26 protein-coding genes are annotated in these 23,764 nt (G+C 63.7%); 11 read left to right on the plus strand and 15 right to left on the minus strand.

The features are described from left to right. Positions 1–2 precede the first annotated feature (2 nt). The 3 genes from JOF57_RS08160 to JOF57_RS08170 all read right to left on the minus strand — a co-directional run bounded on the left by JOF57_RS08160 (position 3) and on the right by JOF57_RS08170 (position 3,383). On the minus strand, positions 3–2,675 hold the full coding sequence (locus JOF57_RS08160; RefSeq protein WP_019343720.1) for a putative type IV secretion/conjugal transfer ATPase: 2,673 nt from the start codon (positions 2,673–2,675) through the stop codon (positions 3–5). Positions 2,676–2,698: 23 nt separating this feature from the next. Then, positions 2,699–3,013, minus strand: coding sequence for a hypothetical protein (locus JOF57_RS08165; protein WP_019343719.1), 315 nt, complete (start codon positions 3,011–3,013; stop codon positions 2,699–2,701). 82 nt (positions 3,014–3,095) lie between these two features. Further along, positions 3,096–3,383, minus strand: coding sequence for a hypothetical protein (locus JOF57_RS08170; protein ID WP_019343718.1), 288 nt, complete (start codon positions 3,381–3,383; stop codon positions 3,096–3,098). Positions 3,384–3,710: 327 nt separating this feature from the next. On the opposite strand from JOF57_RS08170, the gene JOF57_RS08175 reads away from it, so the two are divergent. After that, positions 3,711–4,526 carry a hypothetical protein gene (locus JOF57_RS08175; RefSeq protein ID WP_100226581.1) on the plus strand — a complete coding sequence of 272 codons (816 nt, stop codon included), beginning with the start codon at positions 3,711–3,713 and terminating at the stop codon, positions 4,524–4,526. Between the two features lie 27 nt (positions 4,527–4,553). Here JOF57_RS08175 and JOF57_RS08180 read toward each other — a convergent pair whose 3' ends face one another. Both JOF57_RS08180 and JOF57_RS08185 read right to left on the minus strand, forming a co-directional pair. After that, positions 4,554–4,871: a hypothetical protein gene (locus tag JOF57_RS08180; RefSeq protein ID WP_019343716.1), complete on the minus strand. Its 318-nt coding sequence runs from the start codon at positions 4,869–4,871 to the stop codon at positions 4,554–4,556. A gap of 106 nt (positions 4,872–4,977) precedes the next feature. Further along, a complete protein-coding gene (locus JOF57_RS08185) occupies positions 4,978–5,904 on the minus strand; it encodes a conjugal transfer protein (protein WP_019343715.1) in 927 nt (308 codons plus the stop codon). 127 nt (positions 5,905–6,031) lie between these two features. Here JOF57_RS08185 and JOF57_RS08190 point away from each other — a divergent pair, with 127 nt between their 5' ends. The 4 genes from JOF57_RS08190 (at position 6,032) to JOF57_RS08205 (ending at position 10,176) form a co-directional block, all read left to right on the plus strand. Then, positions 6,032–7,711 (plus strand): hypothetical protein, encoded by a 1,680-nt coding sequence (locus JOF57_RS08190; RefSeq protein WP_047036751.1) that lies wholly within the window; start codon positions 6,032–6,034, stop codon positions 7,709–7,711. Beyond that, positions 7,711–8,076, plus strand: coding sequence for a hypothetical protein (locus JOF57_RS08195; protein ID WP_019343713.1), 366 nt, complete (start codon positions 7,711–7,713; stop codon positions 8,074–8,076). Before JOF57_RS08190 ends, JOF57_RS08195 begins: the two co-directional genes overlap by 1 nt. Continuing rightward, positions 8,073–8,243, plus strand: coding sequence for a hypothetical protein (locus JOF57_RS08200; RefSeq protein WP_019343712.1), 171 nt, complete (start codon positions 8,073–8,075; stop codon positions 8,241–8,243). The genes JOF57_RS08195 and JOF57_RS08200 overlap by 4 nt, the downstream gene beginning before the upstream one ends. 115 nt (positions 8,244–8,358) lie before the next feature. Then, entirely contained in the window at positions 8,359–10,176 is a 1,818-nt protein-coding gene (locus JOF57_RS08205; protein WP_019343711.1) for an AAA family ATPase, read from the plus strand. A 67-nt stretch (positions 10,177–10,243) separates the two neighbouring features. On the opposite strand, the gene JOF57_RS08210 is transcribed toward JOF57_RS08205, so the two are convergent. The 8 genes from JOF57_RS08210 to JOF57_RS08240 form a co-directional block, all read right to left on the minus strand. Continuing rightward, the gene (locus tag JOF57_RS08210) at positions 10,244–10,498 is read right to left on the minus strand and encodes a hypothetical protein (RefSeq protein WP_019343710.1); all 255 of its coding nucleotides are present in this window, start codon (positions 10,496–10,498) and stop codon (positions 10,244–10,246) included. Continuing rightward, complete coding sequence (locus JOF57_RS08215) at positions 10,491–11,426, minus strand: DNA adenine methylase (protein ID WP_019343709.1); 936 nt, start codon at positions 11,424–11,426, stop codon at positions 10,491–10,493. The genes JOF57_RS08210 and JOF57_RS08215 overlap by 8 nt, the downstream gene beginning before the upstream one ends. A 295-nt stretch (positions 11,427–11,721) precedes the next feature. Then, positions 11,722–11,847: a hypothetical protein gene (locus JOF57_RS31185; protein WP_267880518.1), complete on the minus strand. Its 126-nt coding sequence runs from the start codon at positions 11,845–11,847 to the stop codon at positions 11,722–11,724. A gap of 313 nt (positions 11,848–12,160) precedes the next feature. Further along, positions 12,161–12,625 (minus strand): hypothetical protein, encoded by a 465-nt coding sequence (locus JOF57_RS08220; protein WP_075909286.1) that lies wholly within the window; start codon positions 12,623–12,625, stop codon positions 12,161–12,163. 166 nt (positions 12,626–12,791) lie between these two features. Then, positions 12,792–14,750, minus strand: coding sequence for a hypothetical protein (locus JOF57_RS08225; protein WP_019343706.1), 1,959 nt, complete (start codon positions 14,748–14,750; stop codon positions 12,792–12,794). 170 nt (positions 14,751–14,920) lie between these two features. Continuing rightward, positions 14,921–15,928: a helicase associated domain-containing protein gene (locus tag JOF57_RS08230; RefSeq protein ID WP_019343705.1), complete on the minus strand. Its 1,008-nt coding sequence runs from the start codon at positions 15,926–15,928 to the stop codon at positions 14,921–14,923. A 100-nt stretch (positions 15,929–16,028) separates the two neighbouring features. Beyond that, complete coding sequence (locus tag JOF57_RS08235; RefSeq protein WP_019343704.1) at positions 16,029–17,237, minus strand: hypothetical protein; 1,209 nt, start codon at positions 17,235–17,237, stop codon at positions 16,029–16,031. Between the two features lie 125 nt (positions 17,238–17,362). Beyond that, complete coding sequence (locus JOF57_RS08240; protein WP_019343703.1) at positions 17,363–17,977, minus strand: crossover junction endodeoxyribonuclease RuvC; 615 nt, start codon at positions 17,975–17,977, stop codon at positions 17,363–17,365. Positions 17,978–18,965: 988 nt separating this feature from the next. On the opposite strand from JOF57_RS08240, the gene JOF57_RS08245 reads away from it, so the two are divergent. The 6 genes from JOF57_RS08245 to JOF57_RS08270 all read left to right on the plus strand — a co-directional run bounded on the left by JOF57_RS08245 (position 18,966) and on the right by JOF57_RS08270 (position 21,797). Further along, positions 18,966–20,279, plus strand: coding sequence for an IS256 family transposase (locus tag JOF57_RS08245; RefSeq protein ID WP_052536990.1), 1,314 nt, complete (start codon positions 18,966–18,968; stop codon positions 20,277–20,279). A 125-nt stretch (positions 20,280–20,404) separates the two neighbouring features. After that, a complete protein-coding gene (locus tag JOF57_RS08250) occupies positions 20,405–20,596 on the plus strand; it encodes a hypothetical protein (protein WP_019349198.1) in 192 nt (63 codons plus the stop codon). 277 nt (positions 20,597–20,873) lie between these two features. Then, positions 20,874–21,188 carry a hypothetical protein gene (locus JOF57_RS08255; protein WP_019349197.1) on the plus strand — a complete coding sequence of 105 codons (315 nt, stop codon included), beginning with the start codon at positions 20,874–20,876 and terminating at the stop codon, positions 21,186–21,188. 111 nt (positions 21,189–21,299) lie between these two features. Then, the gene (locus tag JOF57_RS08260) at positions 21,300–21,488 is read left to right on the plus strand and encodes a hypothetical protein (protein WP_043371641.1); all 189 of its coding nucleotides are present in this window, start codon (positions 21,300–21,302) and stop codon (positions 21,486–21,488) included. Position 21,489: 1 nt separating this feature from the next. Continuing rightward, positions 21,490–21,651, plus strand: coding sequence for a hypothetical protein (locus tag JOF57_RS08265; protein WP_019349195.1), 162 nt, complete (start codon positions 21,490–21,492; stop codon positions 21,649–21,651). Further along, entirely contained in the window at positions 21,648–21,797 is a 150-nt protein-coding gene (locus tag JOF57_RS08270) for a hypothetical protein (protein WP_019349194.1), read from the plus strand. Before JOF57_RS08265 ends, JOF57_RS08270 begins: the two co-directional genes overlap by 4 nt. Before the next feature lie 517 nt (positions 21,798–22,314). On the opposite strand, the gene JOF57_RS08275 is transcribed toward JOF57_RS08270, so the two are convergent. Both JOF57_RS08275 and mip1 read right to left on the minus strand, forming a co-directional pair. Further along, positions 22,315–23,040: a helix-turn-helix domain-containing protein gene (locus tag JOF57_RS08275; RefSeq protein WP_234802092.1), complete on the minus strand. Its 726-nt coding sequence runs from the start codon at positions 23,038–23,040 to the stop codon at positions 22,315–22,317. A 591-nt stretch (positions 23,041–23,631) separates the two neighbouring features. After that, positions 23,632–23,760, minus strand: a complete 129-nt coding sequence (gene mip1, locus JOF57_RS31190; RefSeq protein WP_267880555.1) for a microaggregate invasion protein 1 — start codon at positions 23,758–23,760, stop codon at positions 23,632–23,634. Positions 23,761–23,764: the final 4 nt, after the last annotated feature.

Here is a 23,764-nt window from a genome sequence, read left to right on the forward strand (position 1 = left end):
GGCTAGGCAACTCCTCGCGGCGTACGCGGCTGTGCGTCGAGATCGGTCTCACGGATCATCTTCGAACTGCGGGTGTCGGCGAAACGGGCCAGCGACGCCGACAGGATCGGCAGGAACTGCACTCGCACGATGTTGCTGTTGCCGTCGTTCCACCAGCCTTCGCCCTCGCGGCCGGCGCGAGTCCGGGTGTTGTCGTCGGGATCTGGCGGTGAGGTCTGAGTGACCATCATGTTGATCAGCGAATCCAGTATCGGCATGTCCATGTGCTTGAGAGCGGCCCGCGCGTTGCCGGCTACCTTCTGCCCGAGGGCTGCCTTCTTCTCGATCATCGCGTAGTTGTGATCGAAATCCTCGCCATGCTGGGATCCGAACACTCCAAAATTTGCGTCTTTTCGCGCGGTGCGGTCGGGGGAACGGACAAGTAGTTCGACAACGTCCTCGTTGCCTTTGAGGAAGCTGATCTCGTCCCCGAAAAACACACACGTTCCACGGATCTGAGCGAACCGGTGAGCCGTCATCCGTGCGATAGACCCGTACACCGAAGCTGCCCACTTGTTCAGATCGGTGGCGTTGTCCGGGTTCTCGCCGCGGTAGACCGGAAGCTCATGGGTGCGAAACACAGTCGAATACGGAGTAGACCCGGACTCCATGCGCGCAGCCAAATCAGCCAGGTTGTCGAAAGGCGGCAGGCCCATGTCCCCGTGTCCGCGCTCCGGCGGGTCGATGAAAGCCCGCGTGTATGGGAGCGCGGCCCAGTGCTCGAAATTCAGTGACAAGGCACGGGCTTCGGCGTCGCCGGTGGTCTTGAGGAACCCCATCAGCTTGCGGGTGCTGTTGATGCCCCGTGGATTGCGGAACAAAGGATTGAGGACCTTGGCGAAGTACGCCCCCTCAGGCGACTTTGTCTCAAATCCGAACAGCGGCAGGTAGTGCGCCATCATCGTGGTCTCCGCCAATGGGGATGGCAGGCACTTGAGGAAATCCATCGACACCGGCCCGCCAGGTGAGTCTCCCGTGGCGGCATTGACCACCTGGGTTCGTGCGATCTGGCGGGCGAACACCGCCCACTCTCCGTGCTTGGAGTGATCTACCACGGTGGAGTACCGATTGAGCAGCGTGACGAACAGCAGGATGAGCTTCATCAGGTTCGACTTGCCGCGACCTTGTGCTCCGGTCAACGCGATTGACCCGTTGCCGCGTTCGGTCGCACCGAGGACGTCGAGCAGGACGATCTGCCCGTTGGCGTTCTCTTTGTTGATGGCGATGGGGATGCCGACGGCATCCCCAGCGAAGCTGCGCCGGATCGGCATTGCTCCAGAGAACAAGCGAGCGGTGGTGGTCTGCAGCAGATCATTGCCCAGACGAGTACGCCGCGACCCCGGCATCATCATCGTCCACAGTTCCTTCTGACCGCCAACCGGCAGGAGCGGAGTGAACCCGTTGGATCGGAACCGCTGCTGCAACGCTGCGACCCGGCCGGTGAGCTCGTCGAGGTCGCTAGATCCGAAGGCGAAGATCGCGGCGACCTGCATCCCTCGCGGCCCCGACTCGGCGCGGATCGCGTCGTGGAACCGGCGCAGTTCGGCTCGGCGCTTGTCGTAGTCGTATGCCTCGAATTCATCGGCGGAATTGGCTTCGCCTTCAGACACCAGGTCGCGTTCAGTATCGGACACGCTCTTGGTGTCGACCAGATCTTGCGAGAAGCGAAGACGCAGAGCGAAGTCGGCATCACCGCCGATCGCCTGGTCTACCAGGTAGGTGAAGCTCGACACCTGGTCAGTGAATCGGGCAGGGTAGCGGGCGATCCCGAACAGTGACTGATACGACGTCACGCCGTCGGGGAGTTCGGCGATGCGGGCCTTGCCAGGGTGCGATATCGCCATCACCGTTCCGGCCGACAGTGTGCGGAAGCGCTTGAACAGCGAGGTCTTTCGGTCGATCTTGGAGAGTTTCTTGGTGTAGTCGCGGCCGGCGTCGAGATCGCGCAGGAACGTTGAGTACAGCGCCGTGGCTTCAGCAGCTTCATCGAACACGACCTCCGGGTAGGCCCGCTCGGTCGGTGTCACCGCACCGCTGCGGGGTGGCGGAAGAATCGGAACAGTCAAACCACGCGTGGTGGCCCGCTCGAAGTACCAGTCGACGAGTTCGGGGACGGTCCGTACCGGACGGAACTCCGGTGGAATCGCTGCGAAGCACCGTTTCTCGAAATCGCCGAGGTCGGCCCAATCCAGGCCTTCGTGAGGGTCCGTCTCGACCAGTGTCGAGACCATGCGCTCAGAAATCGTGCGACGTGACGGCTGGCTGATCGAGAGCCAGTACACGCGATCGAACTCTACGAACTCGCCGCTGGCCATCCGTTGGTAGAACTCGTTGATCAGATGCTCGAGGTGACGGTAGCGGTCTGGTTCCCAGTCCGGGATTCCTCCGGTAATCCGTCGATGCGTCGAGAGCGGATCGACGCGCACCCGCGAACCTGCCAGCAGAATGTCGTCGGTGGGGATCTCCGACAGAGCGGTGAGCAGAAGTTCGTGGGAGTCTTGCGCGGCTGCTGCAGTCTCTGGTCGATAGCTGTTGACGTTGAGTCCGGTGAGCAGATAGTTGCACCACACACTGCCGTCTTCGGAGAAGATCAGGTTCTTGCGGCGTTTGCTGAGCGGTGGGATGTGGTTGCCCATTGTGCGTGTCCTTCCGAGTCGGCTCAGATGCCGGGGAGGTCGAAGTTGGCGCTGTGCCGGTGGCTGAGTCCACGTCGCAGCAGGGAGAGTGCGGTCAATTCGGAGAGCACTCCGGTGTTGTCGATGCGGGTCAAGATCGCGACGTAGACACTGACTGTGACGAACCCGGCGGCGAAGACGGCCGCGGCGATCAACGGGTTGGCAACCATGACCACGATGAGCGCGCAGGCCATCAACAGAAGGATTGCGATGACCGCGAATGGGCCCATGCGCACCCCGCCGATTTTGGCCACCATGCGCACGCCTTTGACATCGTTGAAGATCCTGAAGGGACGCATCAGGCATGGCCTCCGCGTACAGGAACCTCCGGACCGCCTACGCCACCGCGTGTGCCGGCGAGGCCGGGGCAACCGGTGCGCGTCACCGGAAGTTCTCGATCAGGCCGGTGCCGTAGTTGGCAAGCCACATGATGCCGCCCAGGATCATCTCGACGAGCAGCACGCCGAAGACAACGGTGCGCAGTTCCATGTGTGCAGCGGCGCCTTTCTTCGCCATCCACACGTTGAAGGCCTGCCAACCGCCGACGAGAACCGCGAGCACCATGAGTGCGGCCAGGCCGAAGTTCACGAGGGTGGTGAGGATGCCGTCGCTGGTGGGGTCGACCAGATCGGCCCTGTAGATGACGCTCTGCGCGGCGGTGAAGATCATGAGTGCCCTTTCCCCGAATAGTCAGGTGCCGTGTGTTCGGGGACAGGCTGATACGCAACAGTTGTCAACAACGACCGCGGCGCGGGTTGCAGGGGGCGGCAGGGCGCCAGCGCATATACACACCCATGTGCGCGTATGTGAGTGGAAGACGACTGCGGCACCGAGCTACAACCTGCGATACGGAAGTCACTACGACACCCAACACAGGCCCGCATACAGGCACCGATATATCCGATGCCACAGACGGCAACACAGCACGCGATACGTGCAGGTCGCCAACTCGTGGCGCACGCCGTGTCGTGCTACGAACAGAGCTACGGTGCGCGCATGAACCACGCAGATACAGGCGTCACTGTGCACGCTTTCATTCGGCCTGGTACCCCGGCATCTGCCGGGCCCGCCGTGGTGACTCAAGTAGTCGACCTCTACGAGTTCGGGGTGATCGGGCCGGGCTCGACAGTCTGGTGCAACCTCGATGTGCCCAACGCGTTGTGGGTGTTGTCAGAGGTCTCAACGTTCCTGCGGATCGTCGACGTGCCTACGGCGGGCTGGGTGCGGTTGACACATGACTCAGCGGTGTGGGGCCGGGTGGCCATCGACACCACGCGGGCTCCAAGTCACGGCTTCTCGACCTCGGACATGCCGATGTCGGTGCAGCCCCACGACACCGTGACTGTCGCTTTCCGCAACACCGACAGTGCGCGGATGCGTGCGCAGTTCGGCGGCGCACATCACGCCATGCACGACTTCGAAATCAGCCGGGGGATGATGCGTGCGATCGATTTGAAAGCAGGCGGACACCAGACCAAATCCGCCCCGAATGCACCCAGCCAGTTCTCGTCCAACCACGCCGGCGTGCGCGGCCTGGACCTCATGGCCGCGACCACCGGACCACACATGCATCGGGTGATTCGGGAGAACCTTGACGCCTTCACCACCGTCATTGACGTCGCTGAGTTCGGCAGGATCAAAGCAGCCCAGCAGCGCATCTCACAGATTGCTGAGGTGATTACCGATCCGATCGTGCAGCGCATCGCCGCGCTCAAAGACGTTGGACCGTTTACCGCCGACAACGATGACGATGGTGCCGGGCCCATGTCCGGGCTGGACGGCGATACAGGCCCCGCGGCAATGGCCGGTTGACACCGCGGTCGCCGGCAGGGTGCTGGATTAGCCCGCGGAGGCGGCGGCTCCAGGAACCCGCTCGGGGCGGCGGATATGCGCAATGTCACCACGTGCCTCCGCGGCGGTCATCCGACCCCAGACCATGTCCATGAGACATTCGCCGCGCATGGCCACAGTGACCCGGCCGTACTCCGGAGTGCCCGTGATGCTCAGCGTGCCGCCCTTCGTCGACGCGAAGAGCGCCATGGCATCTCGGATCAGCGCGTTGAAGCCGTGGTTGGTCCACTGCGAGATGGTGACCGGCTCCATCGATCCGGTCGCGACGGTTTTCACGTACACGACGTCTTCTTCGCGCTGAGCCATGGGGCACCTCCTCTCGGGCAAAAGTTCGATACAGCAACTATAGCTATGTTTGCCGCACTGCCGTCAACACTCAACTTGTCACGTCCTCCGTTACTTGGTCGAAAAACTATTGCGGGGTGATCGCTCCCCACCCGACCGGGGCATCGATTCCGTCGACCAGCCACACGTTGTTCGTGCCCAGGGACACCCGCAGCGCCAGGTCCATGATCGACCACGTCTTGATCGAAGCCGCGGCCTTTACCCGCACCAGGACTTTGAGCGTGTCTCCCGGCTTGGCGGTGGACACCGGAACCGAATCTGAGGCCGCCCAGCTTGATTCGATAGTGGCCGTCGAATAGGGGCTGTCGGTGATCGCCGATCCCGAGAACTTAGACGAAACGAACTGCCCGAGCGACGTGGCGTTACCGGTGGAGGTCAGGTACGCGGTCACGAACCGGCCCAACGACTCCGACAGCGAGCTTTTCGAATCAACCGGCACCGTGTACTTGCTCGCCACTTTGAACGGAGTGGTGTCGACGTTGACGATGGACGGCCACATCAACAGCTGGTAGTCGGTGTCGTGTTCGATGACTGTCACCGCGTAGCGGTTGATCTGGGCTGCGCCGACCCCAGGGGCCACGAACGTCACCGCGAACGTCGCCTGCCACAGCACCGCGTCGGAGCCTTGCCAGCGGATGATGTCGGACGGGTCGATAGAGCGCACTTCGAAAGGCACCTCAGACAATTCGATCGACGGCGATGCCAATGACCGCGACAACAGCGCCTTTTTCGCCGACTCGGAACCGCCCATCCACAGCAGGAGAGCGTTGCGCGCGTAGTTCTGCACCCGGGTGACATCGGTGATCGCCGAGTAGGTGTTCACCGGCTTGGGCAGACGCGCCAAGATCACCGCTGTCAGTACCACCATCACCAGCACGAGGCACAACGCCAGCGGGCCGCTGATCATCGAGAACACCATGGCACGTTCCCGCGCCCTGGGCTTCCACTGTGACAGGTCTTTGAGCTTGCGCACATTCGACAGCAATCGGGCCATCCCGCTGAGTCCTTTCCAATTCGCAGGTCGCGCCGCGCGAGGCTCGCGACCTGGTAGCGGCCGTACGGTAGCTGCGCGCTACGGCCCTGGGACGCCTCCGGCGCGGACAGAGAGAGGACCACATCTGTTGAACGCCACCGTTGATGCGCTCCTGAACGCGTATTCGCGCCCAGCCCCCGAGGCCACGCGGGTTGCTGCTGCGATTTCGCGGGCCATGGTGACCGAAGACGGCACCGAGATTGCGTCTGACGCCGTGTTGTCGGCGCGAGTCCGTGCTGCCGTCGAGACCGCCAACCACGAGATCGCCGCGGAGAAGATGCCGCGGACATCCACATCGCCTGAGCACCGTGCGACAGAGTTTGGTGACCCCGTCGGGGAGTTCACGGTTGACGACGCCGATCCGGCACCAGTACCGACGCTGCGGTCTGATCGTCGATACCTGCTTACCGACGATCCCGCCGGCGCAATCACAGAGTCACCAGCCCCCGAGGCGCCACCATGGCGGACCGACCCGCCGCTCGACGGCGTAGAGCTGCGCACCGTCGCACCCTCAACCGAGACTGAGACCGCAAGACCACAGCGCCTTTCAGCGGTCGACGGCACCGCACACCTGGACGATGACGGCGACGAACAGTACTCAGATAGCGCTGATCATCGCGAGTACCGAGAACATGTGGACGAGACTGACGCTGCTGAAAACGACACCGAACCCGATGGCTTGGCCTACACCGGATCGGAAACCGACGACTACACGGATGAACAAAGTAACGAGGTGCGCGGTGGCGCGGACACCGGCCCTGATCCAGAACCTGTCGACGGCGATGAGCCCGATCCGATGCTGTCGCTATCGCCTCCAGTCCTGCTGCCGCCCTCACCTACCGATGCATTCGCTGGCACCCCGTCGCCGTGGGACGACCAAGCCGAAATCGCGCCCCCCGCATCCGGAAATGACGACGATCAGGAATCAGAGGATCAGGGCGCTGTGTTCAATCGCGACGTCGACGATCCCGCTCCCTCCTGGGACGCCACCGAACCGCCCGACGACATGAACGAGCCGACCCGCGATCCGGAAACCCCCCTCAAAGAACGGATCAGCCAACAGCTGCAACGCGTCCGAGAAGGGAGCTGGCGCAAACGGCTACTGCTCGTCGCCGGCGCCGCCGTGACAGTACTCGTGCTCGTGGCCGTGTTTGTGGCGTCGATCGCCGGCAACCGCGGCGAGCCGCCGCAGCCGGCGGGCCAAGTCGCTGCACCTCCGCTGCAGTCAGAGAATCCTGAACCTGAACCCGTGGACGAGGTTCTGGTCCCCGCCAAAGTCTCAGCGAGCTGCGGCAACGACAGCGACGCGGTCGCGCCGTTCGCTGCGGACAAGACCCGCGCTTGGGTGTGCCTGCGGATAGACGGACTCGACCTCAACGTCCTCAACATCACCTTTAACGCGGAGGTGGTGATCACCTCGATCTGCCTCGTGCCAGGGTGGGACTACGTGGCACCCGACGGTCGTGACGAATGGGCCCGCCACCGACTGGTCACCGCGGTCACGTGGCGAATGGGCGGGCAAGCGTTCCCCCAAGAGATCAACCCCACCCGGCCCGGGGTCTGTAAACAGTTTCCGACGGACCCTCCGATCAGCACGCGGGAGATGTCGATGACAATCACCGCCAGTACGCGGCCGCCGCTAGGCAAGGATCAGGTGAGCTCCGGAATTGGTGGTGCCGACAATCCGGACAGCGTTGAGAACATCGACAAAACCTCCGCAGTCGGATCTATCGTCATCAACGGCCACAAGCGGAATGCGGGTAGCTGATGGCTGCCAACACCGAGTCTCTGTACCGCTGTTTCCAGCAATCAAACGCCTACGCACGTGTCGCCACTGAACTGGCCCGCGAACAGGGAGGGTCTACTGACGGTGTGGCTTTCACCGCGGCCGCGGCGCTCGCACGGTGGTGGTGGTTGCACGACCGAAGCGCACCCTCCCGCGTCCTCGACGACATCGCCGACGCAGACCCGGCGGTGCATGCTGCACGGTCCCGCTTGTCGGGCTCCCGGCAAGAGGAGCTGGCTCGGTGGGTTTCGCTGGCGTGGCCCAGCATCTGTGCGAGGGCACAGACTCTGCTTGCCGCTGAAGCGATCTGGTTACTCAGCACCGGCGGCGCGAAGGCCGATCGGTGAACCTCCTGTGGAGGCTGGCCACCCCCAGACAATGGCGCCGCCGATCCTTGGTACTGCTGCTGGTGTGGGTTGCGGTGGCGTTCGCCCACCACGAGGGCGTGCTCGCCGACGCCGGGGAGCTCCGTCTCCCGCGTGAGGCCACGACACCTTCAGCCGGCCTTCGGTAGGTCGCGCCCTGCGGTTCGATCCGCACTTGGACCGGCCACCATGGCCGTCGAAGGATTCGCTCGATTCTTCGATTCTCGTTAATGCTGACGACGCGACTTTCGGAAAGGACTCACAGTGATCGACCCCGATGCCATGAAGTACCTGAATCAGGCCATCGGCTCACTCCGGAACTCCAATCACGCGGCAGCGGACCGGGATCTGGACTATGCATGCGAGGCATTTTCCGACCATTGCGATCTGCACCGGGCTTTGGCGTACTCCCATGTGACCAACCGGGGCGGGTACTTGACGAGCTCCGACATCACCGCGATCCGAAACACCCTGAACACCTACGACGAGATGATGTCGGTCATCGACAAGTCGAGTCAGGAGGAATGGTTCGGTGCCGATTGGGTCCTGCCCACCGTCGCACTCATCTTGCCTGCGGTCACTCGGGGCCAGTACCGCGCCGCATACTCCGCCCTGCTTGTGGAGCAGGGGCGTTACGACGAGGCTCGGGCCGAGTTGGATGCGGCCGCCCGCGAACGTGTCGTGCTGGTCGAGAAAAACGCGGTTAGCACGGCCAAGGAGATCGCCGCCGTCGAGTGCCTGCTCTACTTCCACACTTCCCGCTGGGAGGACCTGCTCAATGTGGCGGGGACTCTGGTGGCGAAAGACACCTCGCCGCTGGAGCAGGCACTGGAGGCCTACGGCACAGCCATGTCCGGAACGGCATTGGCTCATCTCGGTTCTCACGAGGCAGGGCAGAACAAGCTCCGATACGCGGTGTCGAAGAACTTCCGCGATGTGTCGGCGTGGGCCTCGCTGCAGCTGGGGTTGTCCTGCCGTACCGCCGGACAGGAAGACGCCGCGCAGAAGGCATTCGGCGACGGCATGCAGTTCAACACACTGCCTGAACTCACTGATGCGATACGCAACAAGAACCAGCGGATGCGAGTCTCGGCTGCGGATGTGATCGCGGCGCGCACCAGCTACTGGGACGTGGATTCCGAGCCGGACATGGACGACTTCCAGCGCACCTCCTCTGCAGAGGAACGGCGCGAGATTCTCGACGCGGCACTGGCCGAGTTGAACGCGATCGACGGTATGGACGAGATCAAAGAGCAGATGCTCACCTTGTCCCACGAGATCGCTTTCGAGAACGAGCAGCGTCGGCGGGGGATGTCGGTGAAGGCCAAGACGCGTCACATCATCTTCAAAGGACCGCCCGGTACAGGTAAGACAACGATCGCCAACCTCATTTCGCGACTGTTCTACGGGCTCGGGGTGATTCGCAACAACACCCTGGTGTCAGCCAACCGGGCGACCCTGGTCGCCGAGTTCGAAGGGCAGTCAGGACCGAAGACGATCGCCAAGCTCAATGAGGCACGCGGCGGGTGCATCTTCATCGATGAGGCGTACGAGCTTGTGCAGGACCGCCCCGGCCACAAGGACTCGTTCGGTTCGGAATCACTGACAGCCCTGCTGGAGTACATGGACAACCACCGCGATGACATTCTGGTAATCATCGCGGGTTATCCGGCGCCGATCGAGCGGTTCCTCGGCGAAAACCCCGGCCTGAAGTCACGTTTCGCCTACTCGATGATGTTCAACACCTACAGCCCCGACGAGATGTGGCGCATCCTCACCGGAATGGCCGCGAAGGAAGGTCGCGCTGTCGACCCGGCTGTGGAGGGCCGGTTCAAACAGATCATCGAGATCATGTGGGACACCGATGCAAAGGGCGACAGGGTTCTCGACGTCGCCGGTAACGGCCGCTTCGCCCGCAACGTCTTTGAGCAGGCGCAGGGTCTGTCTTCGCGCCGGCTGATGAGCGGCGGCGTCGATCTTGCATCACTGACCAACGAACAATTCATGCAGCTGTCCTCCGAAGATGTGCTTGGCGCGTCGGCCAACATACTCAAAGGGTTCGGCATCATCAACGTGGCCTAGCCGCAACGATATTGCGCACGCCGCCCCGGCGATAGAACAGATCACCGGGGCGGCGACGTCTTCGGCGTCAGGACAGTGGCGAGTTCTGCTGCAGAAAAGCGCGAATGCTCACGGCGCTGAGCTGGTTGCCGAACCGGTCGATGCCGACACGCGCCACGAGCCGATGCTGGGCGTACACGTGGACCATCGCGGTGTCCTCTCCGCATCGGAAGCGCAGCCTGATCCCGGCGACCGTTACGCAGTACTCGCGGCCGGGTCGAATCTGCCGGACGTCGCCCGAGATCAGTCCGAGCTTCGCCTCGCACGCAAGAGGATCAGGCACAGACACCGTCCCCGATCGCGCGCATCGCCGGTGCCGTGACGCACTGCACTGGGTCGGGAACGTCCGGCGGCCCGTGCTGGACCCATCGCGATGTTCCCGTCTCGAGCAGCCACTGATCGTCGCGAACCGCGAGACTGTCTGCCAGCACAGCGTATTCCTCGGCCACGCGCCGACGCTGTGCGCTGTAGCGGATCTCATAGGCCAGAACTCGGCGGTCCGGGTAGAGCTCTAGGATGCGCGGATCCTCGTCGTAGGTGAGCAGCCACCTAGCGCGGCAACCGGTGAGCGCACCAGAAAGCCGCTCGTGGTCGTCGATGGACATTCCACTCGAATACAGTCCGTTGCCGGCAACCAGGTACGGCGGATCGACGAACAACAGGAGTTCATCTTCGATCCCGACGGTTCCGTTCAGCTCGGCGATCCACACGATCCCGTCGCCTTCGCGGACCCGTATCCGGCTTCCCAGCCGGCCGATTCGGGCGATGCGGTCGGACAGCCCCTCAGGGTTCCACCGCGAACCCAGATGCCAGCGGCCGGTCTGGCTCTTCCCGCCGATCGGACCGACGCGAGAATTGACCATCCCGGACCGGGAGCACCGGTTGATGACCAACGCGGCGAACGCCAGGTCGATGTCGTCGACGTCGGCGCCGGACTCCCGGGCAGCGACCAGCTCGCGAGCGGCGTGCCACGTACCCATGTCGGGCTGGCTGGCACGTACCACCGCGGCCAACTCGGCGCTGTTGCCGGTGACGGTCCGCCACAGTGCTGCCAGCGCCGGGTTCCTCTCGGTCAGCCAGAACTCGTCGACGACACCGTGATCGAGAAGGTGTAGTCCTGCGCCGGCACCTCCGGCGAATGGCTCGGCCCACACTTCGACGTCCAGGAGGCCGAACTGCGACTGGAAGATCTCGGCGAGGGCAGAGGCCATGCGGGCTTTCCCTCCGGGGTAACGCAGTGGGCTCAGCCACCGGTCAGACTGTGGCGGCATTGGGGATGTCCTTCAGCCGCCGTGGATTACGCGGCATCCGCGCGACTGACTGGCGTGGGGCGAAGGCCTGACCAGTGGCCGTCGCCCGACACGACGACGGGCGCCTGCAGGTCACGATGTTGCGGGCGGTCAGCATTCGTAGCGCCCTCGTCCATCGAGACTGGGGTGTGATGAGCCAAGCCACATGATCCTTGTTTGCGCTCGTCAACACATCGACACACCTGACGAAGGACGATTACGTCAGCTGCCGCCACTGTGGCTCACCCAGATAAGCGACGAAGAACAGTACGTTCGGATCGTCGGCGTTCGCCTCGGAGGCGAAGCGTTCAGCCACATCAAGGGCGGGAGTGGGGCTACCCACTGGGCAAACCTCTCCATGCTGATTGCGGTAGGCGGCGGTATACATCTTCATGATTCTCCGATCCGATAATGGCGCCGATTACGTCAACCTGCGTGGGGGCAAGGGTCGCGGTCACCGCACTGCTCGAAGTGCTCACGCCAATGCTGGTGGTCACGGCGTTCCTCGTACTCGCGCTGCGTAGCCCTGCGTTCTGCTTGTCGGCGTTCTGCCCAGTTTGTGTCCATGCCGATAAATCTCCTGCTCTAACAGCGGGCCGATGACATCTGTCAGGCCGAGCGGCGTGCATTGGTGACCTGAAGCGTCTTCTGCTCGGTCATCGGCGAACCCTGGTAGCAGCGGCAGACTTTCGGCGAGTCTTGGGCAGAGCAGGGATCTGGTTATTGTCGATCCTGCCTGTGGTGAGCATCGCCGCGCTGACCTCGGCGGTGCTCACGTCAGCGGCGTCGGCAGCGAAACTCTCCCAGGCGGCGGCCATTGCACCGTCCACCTCGTCACTTGGGCGCACCCGGCTCGGGATGATCGTGCCGTCGGCCACCGCAGCGGTGACTTCCGCCAGCAGCGCGAACACCTCGGCGATTTCCTCAGCCCGCAACTCGTCGTCGGGGTCCTCCTCCAGCTCGGGGTGCAGGATCCCGCGGCCGGTGCACGCTGCGATCACTGCTTCGGAAATTTCCTCGGCGGTCTCGGTTTCCAGCGTTGCGGCGATCTCGTCGAAGAAACCGTCTGGGATCTTGGCCCCCCGTGGCGCTGTGTGCACCGGGAATGTAGGTCCGGTCATCGTCTATCTCTCCTTGGTGGAAGTCCACCCGTGCGCCGGTGGGGAAGGGCGGCGTATGAGTGGGGCCGACGTTATTGCCGAATCAGCCGCGCTCGAAGTCGAACGGCACGACACGCCGGGGGCGTGAGGTGGCAGCCCTCGGTGAGCTTGAGTGTGTGTCGCGAGCTCACGGCGTTGACCGTGACAGCTGTGCGGCGAGTTGGTCGTCCACGGCGCGCACCTCCACGGTCCCGTCCACTGTGACTTCGGCGGAGATCACCCGGAATGTGGTTTTCGTGTCGATGATGTCGGCGTTGGTGACCGGCATCGCGTCGCCGGTGAGGTAGCGCACTCGGACCCGGCCTGCGCCGCCGCGTACGTTGCCGTCCCTGCGGGTCAGCGTGTATCCCTTTGTGGTGAACGCGCCGCCGGTGGGGAACACTTCTGCGATGAACTCCGCTTCACGGCCTCGATAGACTGAGGGAACCACCTGCGTGGAGGTCAGTACACGAGGCTGATGGTCACGTCCAGCCACAGCGCGGTGTACTTCGAAGGCGCTGGCCAGCTTCGCCTCGGCCAGTAGAGCTTGCGCGCCGGCCAGTTCGGGGTTGCGGCCGTGGCGTGCAATCTGATTGGCTGCGGCCACCATTGCCACGCCGTCAGCGCGGACATCTGCGTGTTCGGGGCACAATGCCTTGCCGGGGGGATTCGTGTGCACCGGCGTGACGGCGTTCCAGTCAACGACCAGCTTCTCGCGAGCCCCCGGATAGTCCGCGTCCAGCGTGTTCGAGCGGTGGCGGATCTGGAACCCGGCGCGTGCGGCGGCATCGCGGTTGTCCTTGGAAACGCTTCCCGCGTAGCGCTTGAGCGTGGCCTGGGCGGCTCGTTCGGTCAGCAGCTCTGGCGGAACCTTCGTCTGCAGGAACTCTTTTCGCGCGGCTCGGGCGAAACGCAGGTGCCTGGAGAGGTCGAAGCCCTCTATCCGGGTGGTCTGCGCTTCGGTGTCTGCCCCGTGGCGCGAGCTGTGTGGACGAGAAGCCAACGCGGCTGCCGTGTGGGCGCGGGCCTTGCCGGCGAGCAGTTGCGCGCTGCCCGAAGCGTCGGCGGTGTATCCCATGGGTGTGTCACCGTAGAAGGTCCGCTCCAGGATGCGACGGCGTGCGGCCAAACGCATCGACTGTGCCCGTGGGCTTTTGCCGACCAACATCGACTGGACTGCCGTGTTGAGCCCTGAAGCGTTGGCTCCGGCCGGAACTCGGGTGAAGTGCTCGAAATCCACATCGGGAATCCGTGCCAGCACGTCTGCGACACGAGCGTCCGGCTCAACAGGCAGCCGCACACCGTCGACGAGCACTGCGGTCCCTCCACCGGCTCCCGCTACCAATGTGGCGCCGGAAGCCATTTGGATCCCGGCTGTGGAATCGATGTGATGGCGGCGTGCGCCGTCGATCAGGTCGGCCACGGTCAGGGGACGGTCCTGCTCGTCGTTCAGCCGCTTCACCAGATCGCTGGCGGGGCGTGGGGAGGCAGCGACCTGCGCCTGCTCTGTCACGTCCTCGAACAACTTGTCGCTCATGCGCTGCGACACCGTGGTCAGCGCCCCGATCTCATCGAGTGTGTGCCGCGCATAGAACTTCTGTGTGTGCTCCGGCAGCTGGTCGAACGCGGTGCCCGGCGCTGGAGCAGACATCGCCCCACTGGCGATCGCGTCGATGCGTGTCTCGATGCGCTCCAATTCGGCGGCGGCATCGAGCGGATCAACGATGGCGCCGTCGGCGACCAGGTCGCGCTCACATAGCGCCGAGGCCAACTGAATCTTGGTGACCACCATCGGATCGCTCTTGCCGCCGTTGATCTTGGACGAGGCCTCATTGGAGTTCTCGCGAACTTCACTGAACACGTCGTTGTGCATGCCCGGAACACGCCGCAGCGCCCCCGACTGGGACCGCAACAATTCCGAAGAGATTCCCGGCGAAACGGCTTCGAGGCTGACCAAGAGGTTGCTCAGTGATGAGGGCGCCAGAGATGCCACTGCCGCTGCGCTGGCGTTGCTCATCTGACTGCGAACGTTGTGGGTCACAGTGCGCACCGTGACCCGGTTCTCCTGACGCCGAGCCGAGGCGTCGGCACGCTTGGCGTCGGTCATGACACAGCGGCGGCACTGACGAGCTGATCCTGCGAATTCGCTGAGGGAAACGCACATGTCTGGGTTCTGGCCTTCCGATGCGACAGCTGTGTCATGTCCTTTCTATGCATTCTGGCATGCCTGTTCTAAATGCCGGGCAAAATACGCGGCAAATCACTGAACCTGATCCTTCAGGCAGAGGCCTGAAGGCGTTCGTCGAGCAGATTGAGCGCACGCAGCGTTGCGGCCTGATCTTCGGACAAACGTCCGCCGCGGTGCCGCCGTCGCTGGGAGACCACCCAGCTGTAGAACCGGTGCCCGGTGTCGATCGGCCGGCCACCCAGTTCAACGGACAATGCGACGGCACGGGCGTCGAAATCCGCTTCGCGCGCTGTCCATCGCCATCCGGGAAGTGCGGCCAGGGCATCAGTGCGGGCTGCGCTCAAATCACCGCGGCGGTGATTGTCGCGCTGGTCGCACACCCAGGCGGCGAGGGCGCATTCGAGGGCCTCTGCAGCTCCCGTCCGCGGGTAGTGTCGGTGTGCGCTCACGAAGTCACGCAGCGCTTCAAGCTGCTGGGGCCAGGAGATCGGGGACCGAGGGCCGGCCAACGACTGTGCCCAGCCCGGCAAGGTGTCCAACAACTGGGCCCGGCGCGCGGATAGTCGGCCTGAACGCAACTCGAAACGTTGCGTGGCAAGCCACCCGGCCAACGCTTCATCATCCCCACGTGCAGGGATATGCCCGAACGTGTCGACGAAGTCGCGCACTCGGGCGAATGCGGATTCCCAGCGGCGCTCCCCAGGGGTCCACGCGAACCCTGGGAGTCGACTCAGGAGTTCAGCGCGTCCGGCCGGCAGGGACCCTGCCATCGCCCGTCGCCGCTGGCGGCTCAACCACGCGGTGCGTGGGCCGCCGCTGAGATCGTCTCCGGCCTCGCCGCGGGCGGCGACCTCCAGGTAACGCGAGACCCAGATGTCGCGACGCAGGGACGTGATCCCGGCGGGCAACGCATCCAGTGCGAGCTGCTGGCGCTCCGACAGCTTGCCTGCCGCTCGACGGCACCACGACCACACCAGCCATGCGAAGTCGCCGGAAACAGGGTCGGGAGGGGTCGCGGAAGCGGCTACCGACGCGCAGCGCACCAGCCACGCGGTCTCGGTGTCAGTGGACGTGCCTTGGCGGGCGGGGGTATTCAAAACCGTCGGGTCCTCTCGAGCTTGTCGATGCAGAGCCGCACGACCGTAACCACCCGGGGGACGGGGGAGCGAGGGTAGCGCGGTGCTGCACAAGCACCCGTCAGACCAGCGTCGGCACCGCATTCAATAGCAGTGCTTCGTCGTCAGCCCACGCGACCAGATCGTCACCGGCACGCTGCAGCTGCGGGTTGCTGGCCGAGCGGGCCGCTGCCTCATGGACATGTCGGACCCAAGTTGCGGTGTCCATCAACCGCTTTCCCAGCCTCAGATCAACGGAGTAGATACGGCAACTGGGAACTGCGGCGTCCTTGGGCACCGCCGCCACCTTCGCGATCACCTGTGATACCGGGGGCATCGGTTCCCATCCGCTACCGTTCCACGTCAACATCAGCGACGCGGTCGCATATTGGGCGAGCTGCACCGCGATCGCCAACCAGGACAGGTCGATGGAGCTCGACGTCTTGAGGTCGCCGATCATGAGAGTGCCTTCAGCGTCAATGACCAGGAAGTCGAACGTCCCGACCATCCCGGTGGCGGGGATGAACACAGTGCGTTCGACCATGGAGGAGACGAAATTCAGGTTATGGCGGCGCATCGCCGCGAACAGCACCACAAGGTAGGGACGAATCATCGAGGGAACGTCATCGAGCGTCAAGACGCCCTCCAGTACGGCTTGCAGATAGCCGTGCACCATCGTGCCGAACTCGCTGCCGTCGTGGGCGCCGGAGCGGCGGGCCGCCTGCCACGCCACTGAACTCAGCGCACGCTTGGACGACCAGTCCAGTTCGGAGATGTGCTCGGCGCCGTCAAGGGCAAGTCCGTCGAGCAGTTCTGGGTTGCGGGCCAGTCCCAGCACCGTCGACCGCAGCTGCCAGTCGGTCAAGTTTCCTGTGTCGTCGAGGACCTTGGCGTGGCTGGTGGCGCGAGTCAGGGTGTCGGTCTGGCGGATCCCGTCCAGGCCGGGGACCACATAGCTCTTCTTGTCGCGGGTGTAGGCAGGCTGCCACTTGCCGGGAACCTCAGGAGGCGCGGGGATGGCGTCGGTGGGCGGTGCGTAGGGAGTCCGGGCCGGCGCCACCGGGTCGTCGCACATGGCCAAAACCTGCGACGGGGCTGGCGTGACGCTGCCAATGAGCGGTGCCGCGGATGGCCCCGCCAAGGTGCCGTTACTGATCACCGACGCAGTCGTCGAGCCGACCGGGGCGACGCTGCCGATTTCCGGGGCAGCGGACAGGGTCGTCACAGTGATCGAGGGGCCAGCCGGGGCGACGCTGTAGATCGCCGGTGCGGGCGCCAGTGCTGTGCTCATGCGGGGCACGTTAACTTGCGTGGGCGACAAGACGAATTGCCACATGACGGCACGCCGATGCCGATAGCGCGCAGCGGTAGGAGATGTCAGTGCATCGTAAAACAAGTGGCATGTGATGGCGCAAGTTAAGCGGCGTGCACGGCGACGCGCTCCGGACTGGTGGGGGCAGGGAGCTTCGCAATCACCTTTCGGCGTGTGACTGTGCTGCTCAGTGGAAGGCCTTTGCAGCCGAGCCATGCGGCACCCAAGGCGGCGGCGAACGCGGCGTCTGCACGGTCCTCGATGTTCTTGTCTCGGGTGGCGTCCGGCCAAGCCACCGCATAGGCGGCGACCACCTGGCTTTTGCTCGCGTTGCCCTTTCCAGTGGCGAACTGTTTGATCTGTTGCGGAGTCACTTCCATCACCGGAACCCCCGCCGTGCACAGGCCTTCGATCACTGCCCACCACAGGAATCCGCGACGTGTCAGTGAGCTGTCCTTCTCGCGGACCGAGAACTGCAGACCCTCCACCACTGCCAGCGCCGGGTTGCAGGCCCGCACCTGGTTGACAATCCCGTCGACGAGGATCCGGTGTCGAGAGACGTGGGCGTCGATGGTGCTGGTGGCCGGCGGCACTGAGCGATGCACCGCAGTGGTCAGCGCCGCTGTCGCCAGGTCGATCGCTCCGATGCCGGTTCCGGTCAAGGACAAGTCCAGACCGATGGCACAGGCTCTGCCGGCGGAGTCGGGGGTCGTGGCCATGGCTCCCACGGTCGCATCGCCTGGCGGCATGGACGGCCCGCGGCGCGGTTCTCGCTGTCGTCTCACGAGTCCCGCATGCATCTGTTCGAACAGGTTTTCGACACACCGGTTCCCGTTTTCCGGTTCCCGGTTTCCCGCTGGATTTGTCGGATGTAAATTGTCACGGACGCGCTGAACCTCCCCGTACTTCGACGTAAATTACCCGTTTGACCAGCGGTAACTGTCAGAGATCCGGTTACTTCACCGCTCAGCTGGGCAAACACGCATCTGTCGTGGGAATGGGGGGTGCCTCCGGCAGCGGATATTCTCTGTTTCAGAGAGAATGCAGGTAAAGATATGTATCTAGAACAACTAACTAATTAGCTTCCACCTATAGACCCTGTTTCCTTCTGTCACGCCGAGCTGTCCGAGGCACCCCCCCTTTCCACGACAGCTACGCATTGCTGCAGGTGAACCGAAAAGTCACCGATTTACTGACAGTTACCGCAGGTCAAACGGGTAATTTACGGTGAAACTCGGGGAGGTCTAGCGAGCGGCGAACCGCAGAGAAGACGAACACCGAGCAGCCGTTCGGAAGGGGGCGGGGGTGCGGGTGGGGACCCGAGAGCTTGTCCGATGACCTGTCACACCGCCAATGCACGATGTCGGCGTGGGGTTTCTGTGCGTCTGGATCGTGGTTTCGAGGCTGCTTGCCCGGCCGCCGCATGGTTGAGTGGCTGACCCCGCGCCCCGCTGTGTGCTCGCTCCAGTGTTCGGCCAGCATCAACGGATCCAGCCGCCGAAGCATGACCAAGGAGACAGCCCTGTGACCAACTCTTCCGCCGGGACTGCTATCGAGATGGCAGCTGCACACCGAGCAATGATCAGAACCTGTGGATGAGCCTCGGCGAGGCGGCGTAGGAAAGGGCGCACCTTCCCGAGGATGATCTGAATGTCGAAGGTCTGATCAAGAGCCGGCGTTGGCGCGCTGGTTCGGGAAGGTACGCCCATGCTCACGGTAGTTCACGATGCGGATTCATCCAACGAGGATGCTGGCTCGTCGCGGTCGTTGCTCGATGAGATTGTCCGCGACGGTGCCCGCCAGATGCTGGCCGCAGCGTTGCGGGCTGAGGTCGCCGCCTACATCGAGGCTCATGCCGGTGAGCTTGATGAGAACGGGCACCGGCTGGTGGTGCGCAATGGCTATCACCGCGAGCGCGAGGTGCTCACCGCGGCGGGCGCGGTGAGTGTGACCGCGCCGCGGGTCAATGACAAACGTGTTGACCCGGACACTGGTGAGCGGCAACGGTTTTCCTCGGCGATCCTGCCGGCGTGGGTGCGCAAGTCGCCGCAGATGACCGAGGTGTTGCCGTTGCTGTATCTGCATGGCTTGTCGACCAGTGATTTCGGTCCGGCGTTGGAGCAGTTCCTGGGCTCGGGTGCCGGCTTGTCGGCCACGACGATCACCCGACTCACCACGCAGTGGCAGGACGAGGCCAAGGCCTTCGAGGCCCGTGATCTGTCGGGCACCGACTACGTCTACCTGTGGGTCGACGGCATCCATCTCAAGGTGCGCCTGGAGCAGGAGAAGCTCTGTTTGCTGGTGATGATCGGTGTGCGCGCTGACGGCCGCAAGGAGCTGGTCGCGCTCACCGACGGGTACCGGGAGTCGGCCGAGTCGTGGGCTGATCTGTTGCGGTCGTGCCGACGTCGCGGGATGACCGCACCGGTGCTGGCCGTCGGCGATGGGGCCCTGGGGTTCTGGAAGGCCGTGCGTGAGGTGTTCCCGGCCACCGGCGAGCAGCGGTGCTGGTTTCACAAGCAGGCCAATGTTCTTGCCTGCCTGCCAAAGTCGGCTCATCCGGGGGCGATCGCGGCGATGCGGGAGATCTACAACGCCGAGGATATCGACCACGCGCAGGTGGCGATCAAGGCGTTCGAGGTGGACTACGGCGCCAAGTACCCCAAGGCGGTCGCCAAGATCGTCGATGACGCCGATGTGCTGCTGGAGTTCTATAAGTACCCGGCCGAGCACTGGGTCCATCTGCGCACTACCAACCCGATCGAATCAACGTTTGCCACGGTACGTTTGAGGACCAAGGTGACCAAGGGGCCGGGTTCACGCGTCGCCGGAATGGCCATGGCTTACAAGCTGATCGACGCCGCGCAAGCCCGCTGGCGAGCCGTCAACGCACCGCACCTGGTCGCTCTGGTCCGGGCCGGCGCGATCTTCCACAAAGGCAAACTGCTCGAGCGACCCACCGACATCACCCCGTCGGCGGACTCGGCACCGACCGAATCAACTGGAACGGAGGTCGCCTGAAACAAGCCGATCCACAGGTATTGACAATTCCTCCTGCACACCCGCGGATCAGTCCTATCGGGTCGCCGCAGCGTCACTACCGGTTGGACCCGCCGCTGAAGAGGTCCGGACGTTGCAGCGTCGATGTGGCGATCATCCGCGGGTTCAGCACCTTCTATGTGTTCGCCGCGAATGGCTCTGGCGATGTCGCTGATTGGACCGCGCTGGCGGTGCTGCGTGAGCCCGAGGTTGTTGACTACGAATCAGCGCTCGCTGCGGTCGGATACCGCCTCGGCGACCGCAACGGTGATCCCAGGCCCGCGGGCAGTTGCGGCTAAGGCTCGGCATGGCGTACGGCCCGCAGGCCTCGGCGAAGTTTGCGGGGCGGTGTTCCCCGGGATCGAGTGCGCATCGGGCCATTTATCTGAGCATATGTTTGTGATTCAATGCATATACTACTGTTGGTTTCGCGACTACCTGGAGAGGCGCCGGGAATGCAACACCACACGACTCGGGTCAGGCGATGTGTGACTCGAGTCGTCAGTTTCCACAGGCCTTTCCAGCGCGAGTCGGTTGAAGTTGCCCCGCTGTCCGACCCTGAGCAGGAGCTGCGCTATGACCCACCCCGCCCACTCTGGAACTGCGTACGAAGTACTTGCGCACCGGCGTGTCAGCCCGATCGGGTCACCGCAGCGGCACTTCTCTGTGACGCCTGCGATCGTTGCTGTTGATGGTCGCTCCCATCGCAATATCGCCCTCATCCCGGATGCGGAGACCTTCTACGCGTTTGTCTCCAGTGCCCGTGGGGTGATCACTGACTGGACCAACCTGCTCGGCGGGGAGGCCGGACCTGTCGGAAGTGTCGAGGATGCTCTATCCCGTCTCGGCTACCTTCTCACCATCCCCTCGCGGCGCGACTCTGTCGCTTGACCCGCCGCCGCGGCATTCCCGCGTCGGTGAAGCCGCGCCGTGCGCCACTCCGTGCCGGCCGGTCTACAACGATCGCGGACGCCGTTGTAGAGCCGAACGCAAGGAGTGGCTGTGAGTCATTACGCCTTTAAAGGGGCCATCTTCACCCCCGGCCCGCTGGTCGAGGAGTTGATCCGAATCGGCGAGGCTTCACCTGGGGCGCGAGGCATGGACATCGAGGAGGTGCTCGTTCAGATCGCCGAAGCGAATGGGATCGACCGCGCGACCGTCAGCTCTGACGAATTTCCCCTGGCCGTCTGACATGGCCAGGCTGATCATCTACGTCCCGGCCTCCGGGGCCTCGGAGTACCTGGCGGAGGTCCGGACACAGATCCGCGACGGGTCCACCAGCGGTTACGTCAACAACGACATGCACTGGGGCGTCGAGTACGACCTCGACGAGCTCGGAAGCGGTCTTCAATGAGGGAGTGGGATCTGCCGCGCCAGGCCGCTGAGCTGGCCGAGGCGAAAGCTGCACACGACAACCCGGAGAATCGCGTCATCCGCGGGGGCCGGGCAATCTGCAAGCGGTGCGGCCTCAACTGGGAGCGCATGGTGCACGGCTGTTGAGATCCTCTCCGGCGGGGGAGGCGCGCTAGGCGGTTTCCCAGCGCTCACAGCGAGGGTTGGTCAGCGCATAGTCCGGTGTTTGGTCGATCTCGCCATGTCAGTTGAGCCCCGCGGTTTCCGTGGGCGGCCACCTCCGGTGCCGCGTCCGGGCCGGTTGATGAACCAGTCGGTGACCGCATCGGCGTCGAAGAGCGGACTATTGCCGATTCGTGCGGCGGGCGCCGGAAAGTCGTGCGGGCGTGGTGATCCGGCTCGGCGGCGCTGAGCGGCTTGGCCGTTGTACGTCCGAACGGTGGCGGCGCCAAGTCGGTACGTCTCTGCGATATCGGCGATCGAGAGAAGTGTCGCCTTGGGAGGCTTCGTCATGGCGCAGCCTCCTCGGTTCAGACGCACAGGCGAAAACATAACTATATGGGCTATAGCCATGTTTTGCGCTCGGAAAGGATGAGCGACCATGTCAATCGTGACGTGCACGCGAAAATCTGCAGATTTACACGGTGCTCAGTGTCACGGAAGATCAGTCCTCTGCCTCGGTGTGTTCTGTGAGACGGCCTCGCCTCACGTTGCGTGACTCCGTCCACCGCTGCGTGTACCGCTGACGCAGTGTTTCGCCAACATCGGTCACATCGCCGGCAAGCCACTGCGCGTAGCGGCTTGAGGGGTCGTTGGGCGCCAGATCGCCGGATATGGCAAGGAACGTCTCGTAGAGGGGACGCACACCCGGATGCAATGCGTTGCTCGGCAGACAGTTGTCCTCGACGAGTCGGATCACGTAAGGCCAACTCAGTGCTACGAGCGCGGCGCCGATCTGGTCGACCGCCGAATCGTCGTGCGCCGCATCGCTGCCCCGTTTGCGTGCCCGGCTGGCGCTGCGTTTGCGCGTGAAGCTGTCGAGCACGGCGATGGCGCGTTCCACTGCCGCAACATCAACGGGAACGGGCCGGCGGTCGTAGTTGGGCGGCCGGAATAGGAAATCACTGCCGATCTCGGGTCCGGGGGGAGTGAATTCGGGGTCGGCCACGATCTGATCCATCGTCCCCGGCGGCCACCCGACCCCTGCCTCCAGCCGACCCAGCACGCGGGACGAGAAGTTCGTTCTGCGCCCTGCTTCCAGATCGGACAACACCCGAATCGAGACTCCGCACTGTTCGGCGAAAGCCTCCATGCGGGGGTACCCGCTGTCGATGCGCGCCTGCCGTAGCGCAGCTCCCAAGCGGTGCCATCCACTGTCGTCGTTGCTCACCACGGTCCTCTCCGGTTGGTTCCGTGCGGCCTGAGTATGCACCATTGCCAGGCATCAGTGATGTCTGAGGTGCTGGATCCTTCCTCTCGCTAAGTAGTTCTGTGGTGGTTTGCCAGCAGGTGTGAGATCTGAAAAGATCGCCCGCGCTCCGGATATGGAGGCAAGGGCCACGTGTGGATCGTCAACACGCGTTAAATCGTGGCATATCGCGCGGATCCGCACCGGAAATGGGTGAAACTGGTTGTGAAGTGCGGCTATGGGCCGCTCCTTGCACGCTGCAACTGTAAACATGTCGGGAGTCGTCTCAGCTAACGGCACGCTTTTCTCGTGATGTTTGCTAAAGAGTATCGCTGCGTCGGTTCGAGGGCCCGAAGTTGCACAGGCATTCAGCTGCGCGTTCACGGCATATGCTGCGTGTTTCCCTCCTGCGGGACGTGCAGATGCATGCTCAAGTGCCGCTGCTGTTTGCAGGCGTGACTGCATGCCAGATTCCGGATGATCTGGAAGAGCAGCTACTCCCGAGGTCTTTCGTGCCGGGTTGGACGGACCATGAACCTGCGCGCGAGCAGCAGGACGATAGGACAGCTGGGCCTATTCGTGGTCGGCGTCTTCAGGGTCACCGCACAGGCCCAGTCCGATTCGGTGTGAACGGCGGGCATCGTCGAGCTCGGCATCGCTGGATGCTGTAACAGCACTGCGCCACTCTTCACTGTCGGTCATGGCG

It is taken from the genome of Mycolicibacterium lutetiense, assembly GCF_017876775.1.
Lineage (GTDB): Bacteria > Actinomycetota > Actinomycetes > Mycobacteriales > Mycobacteriaceae > Mycobacterium > Mycobacterium lutetiense.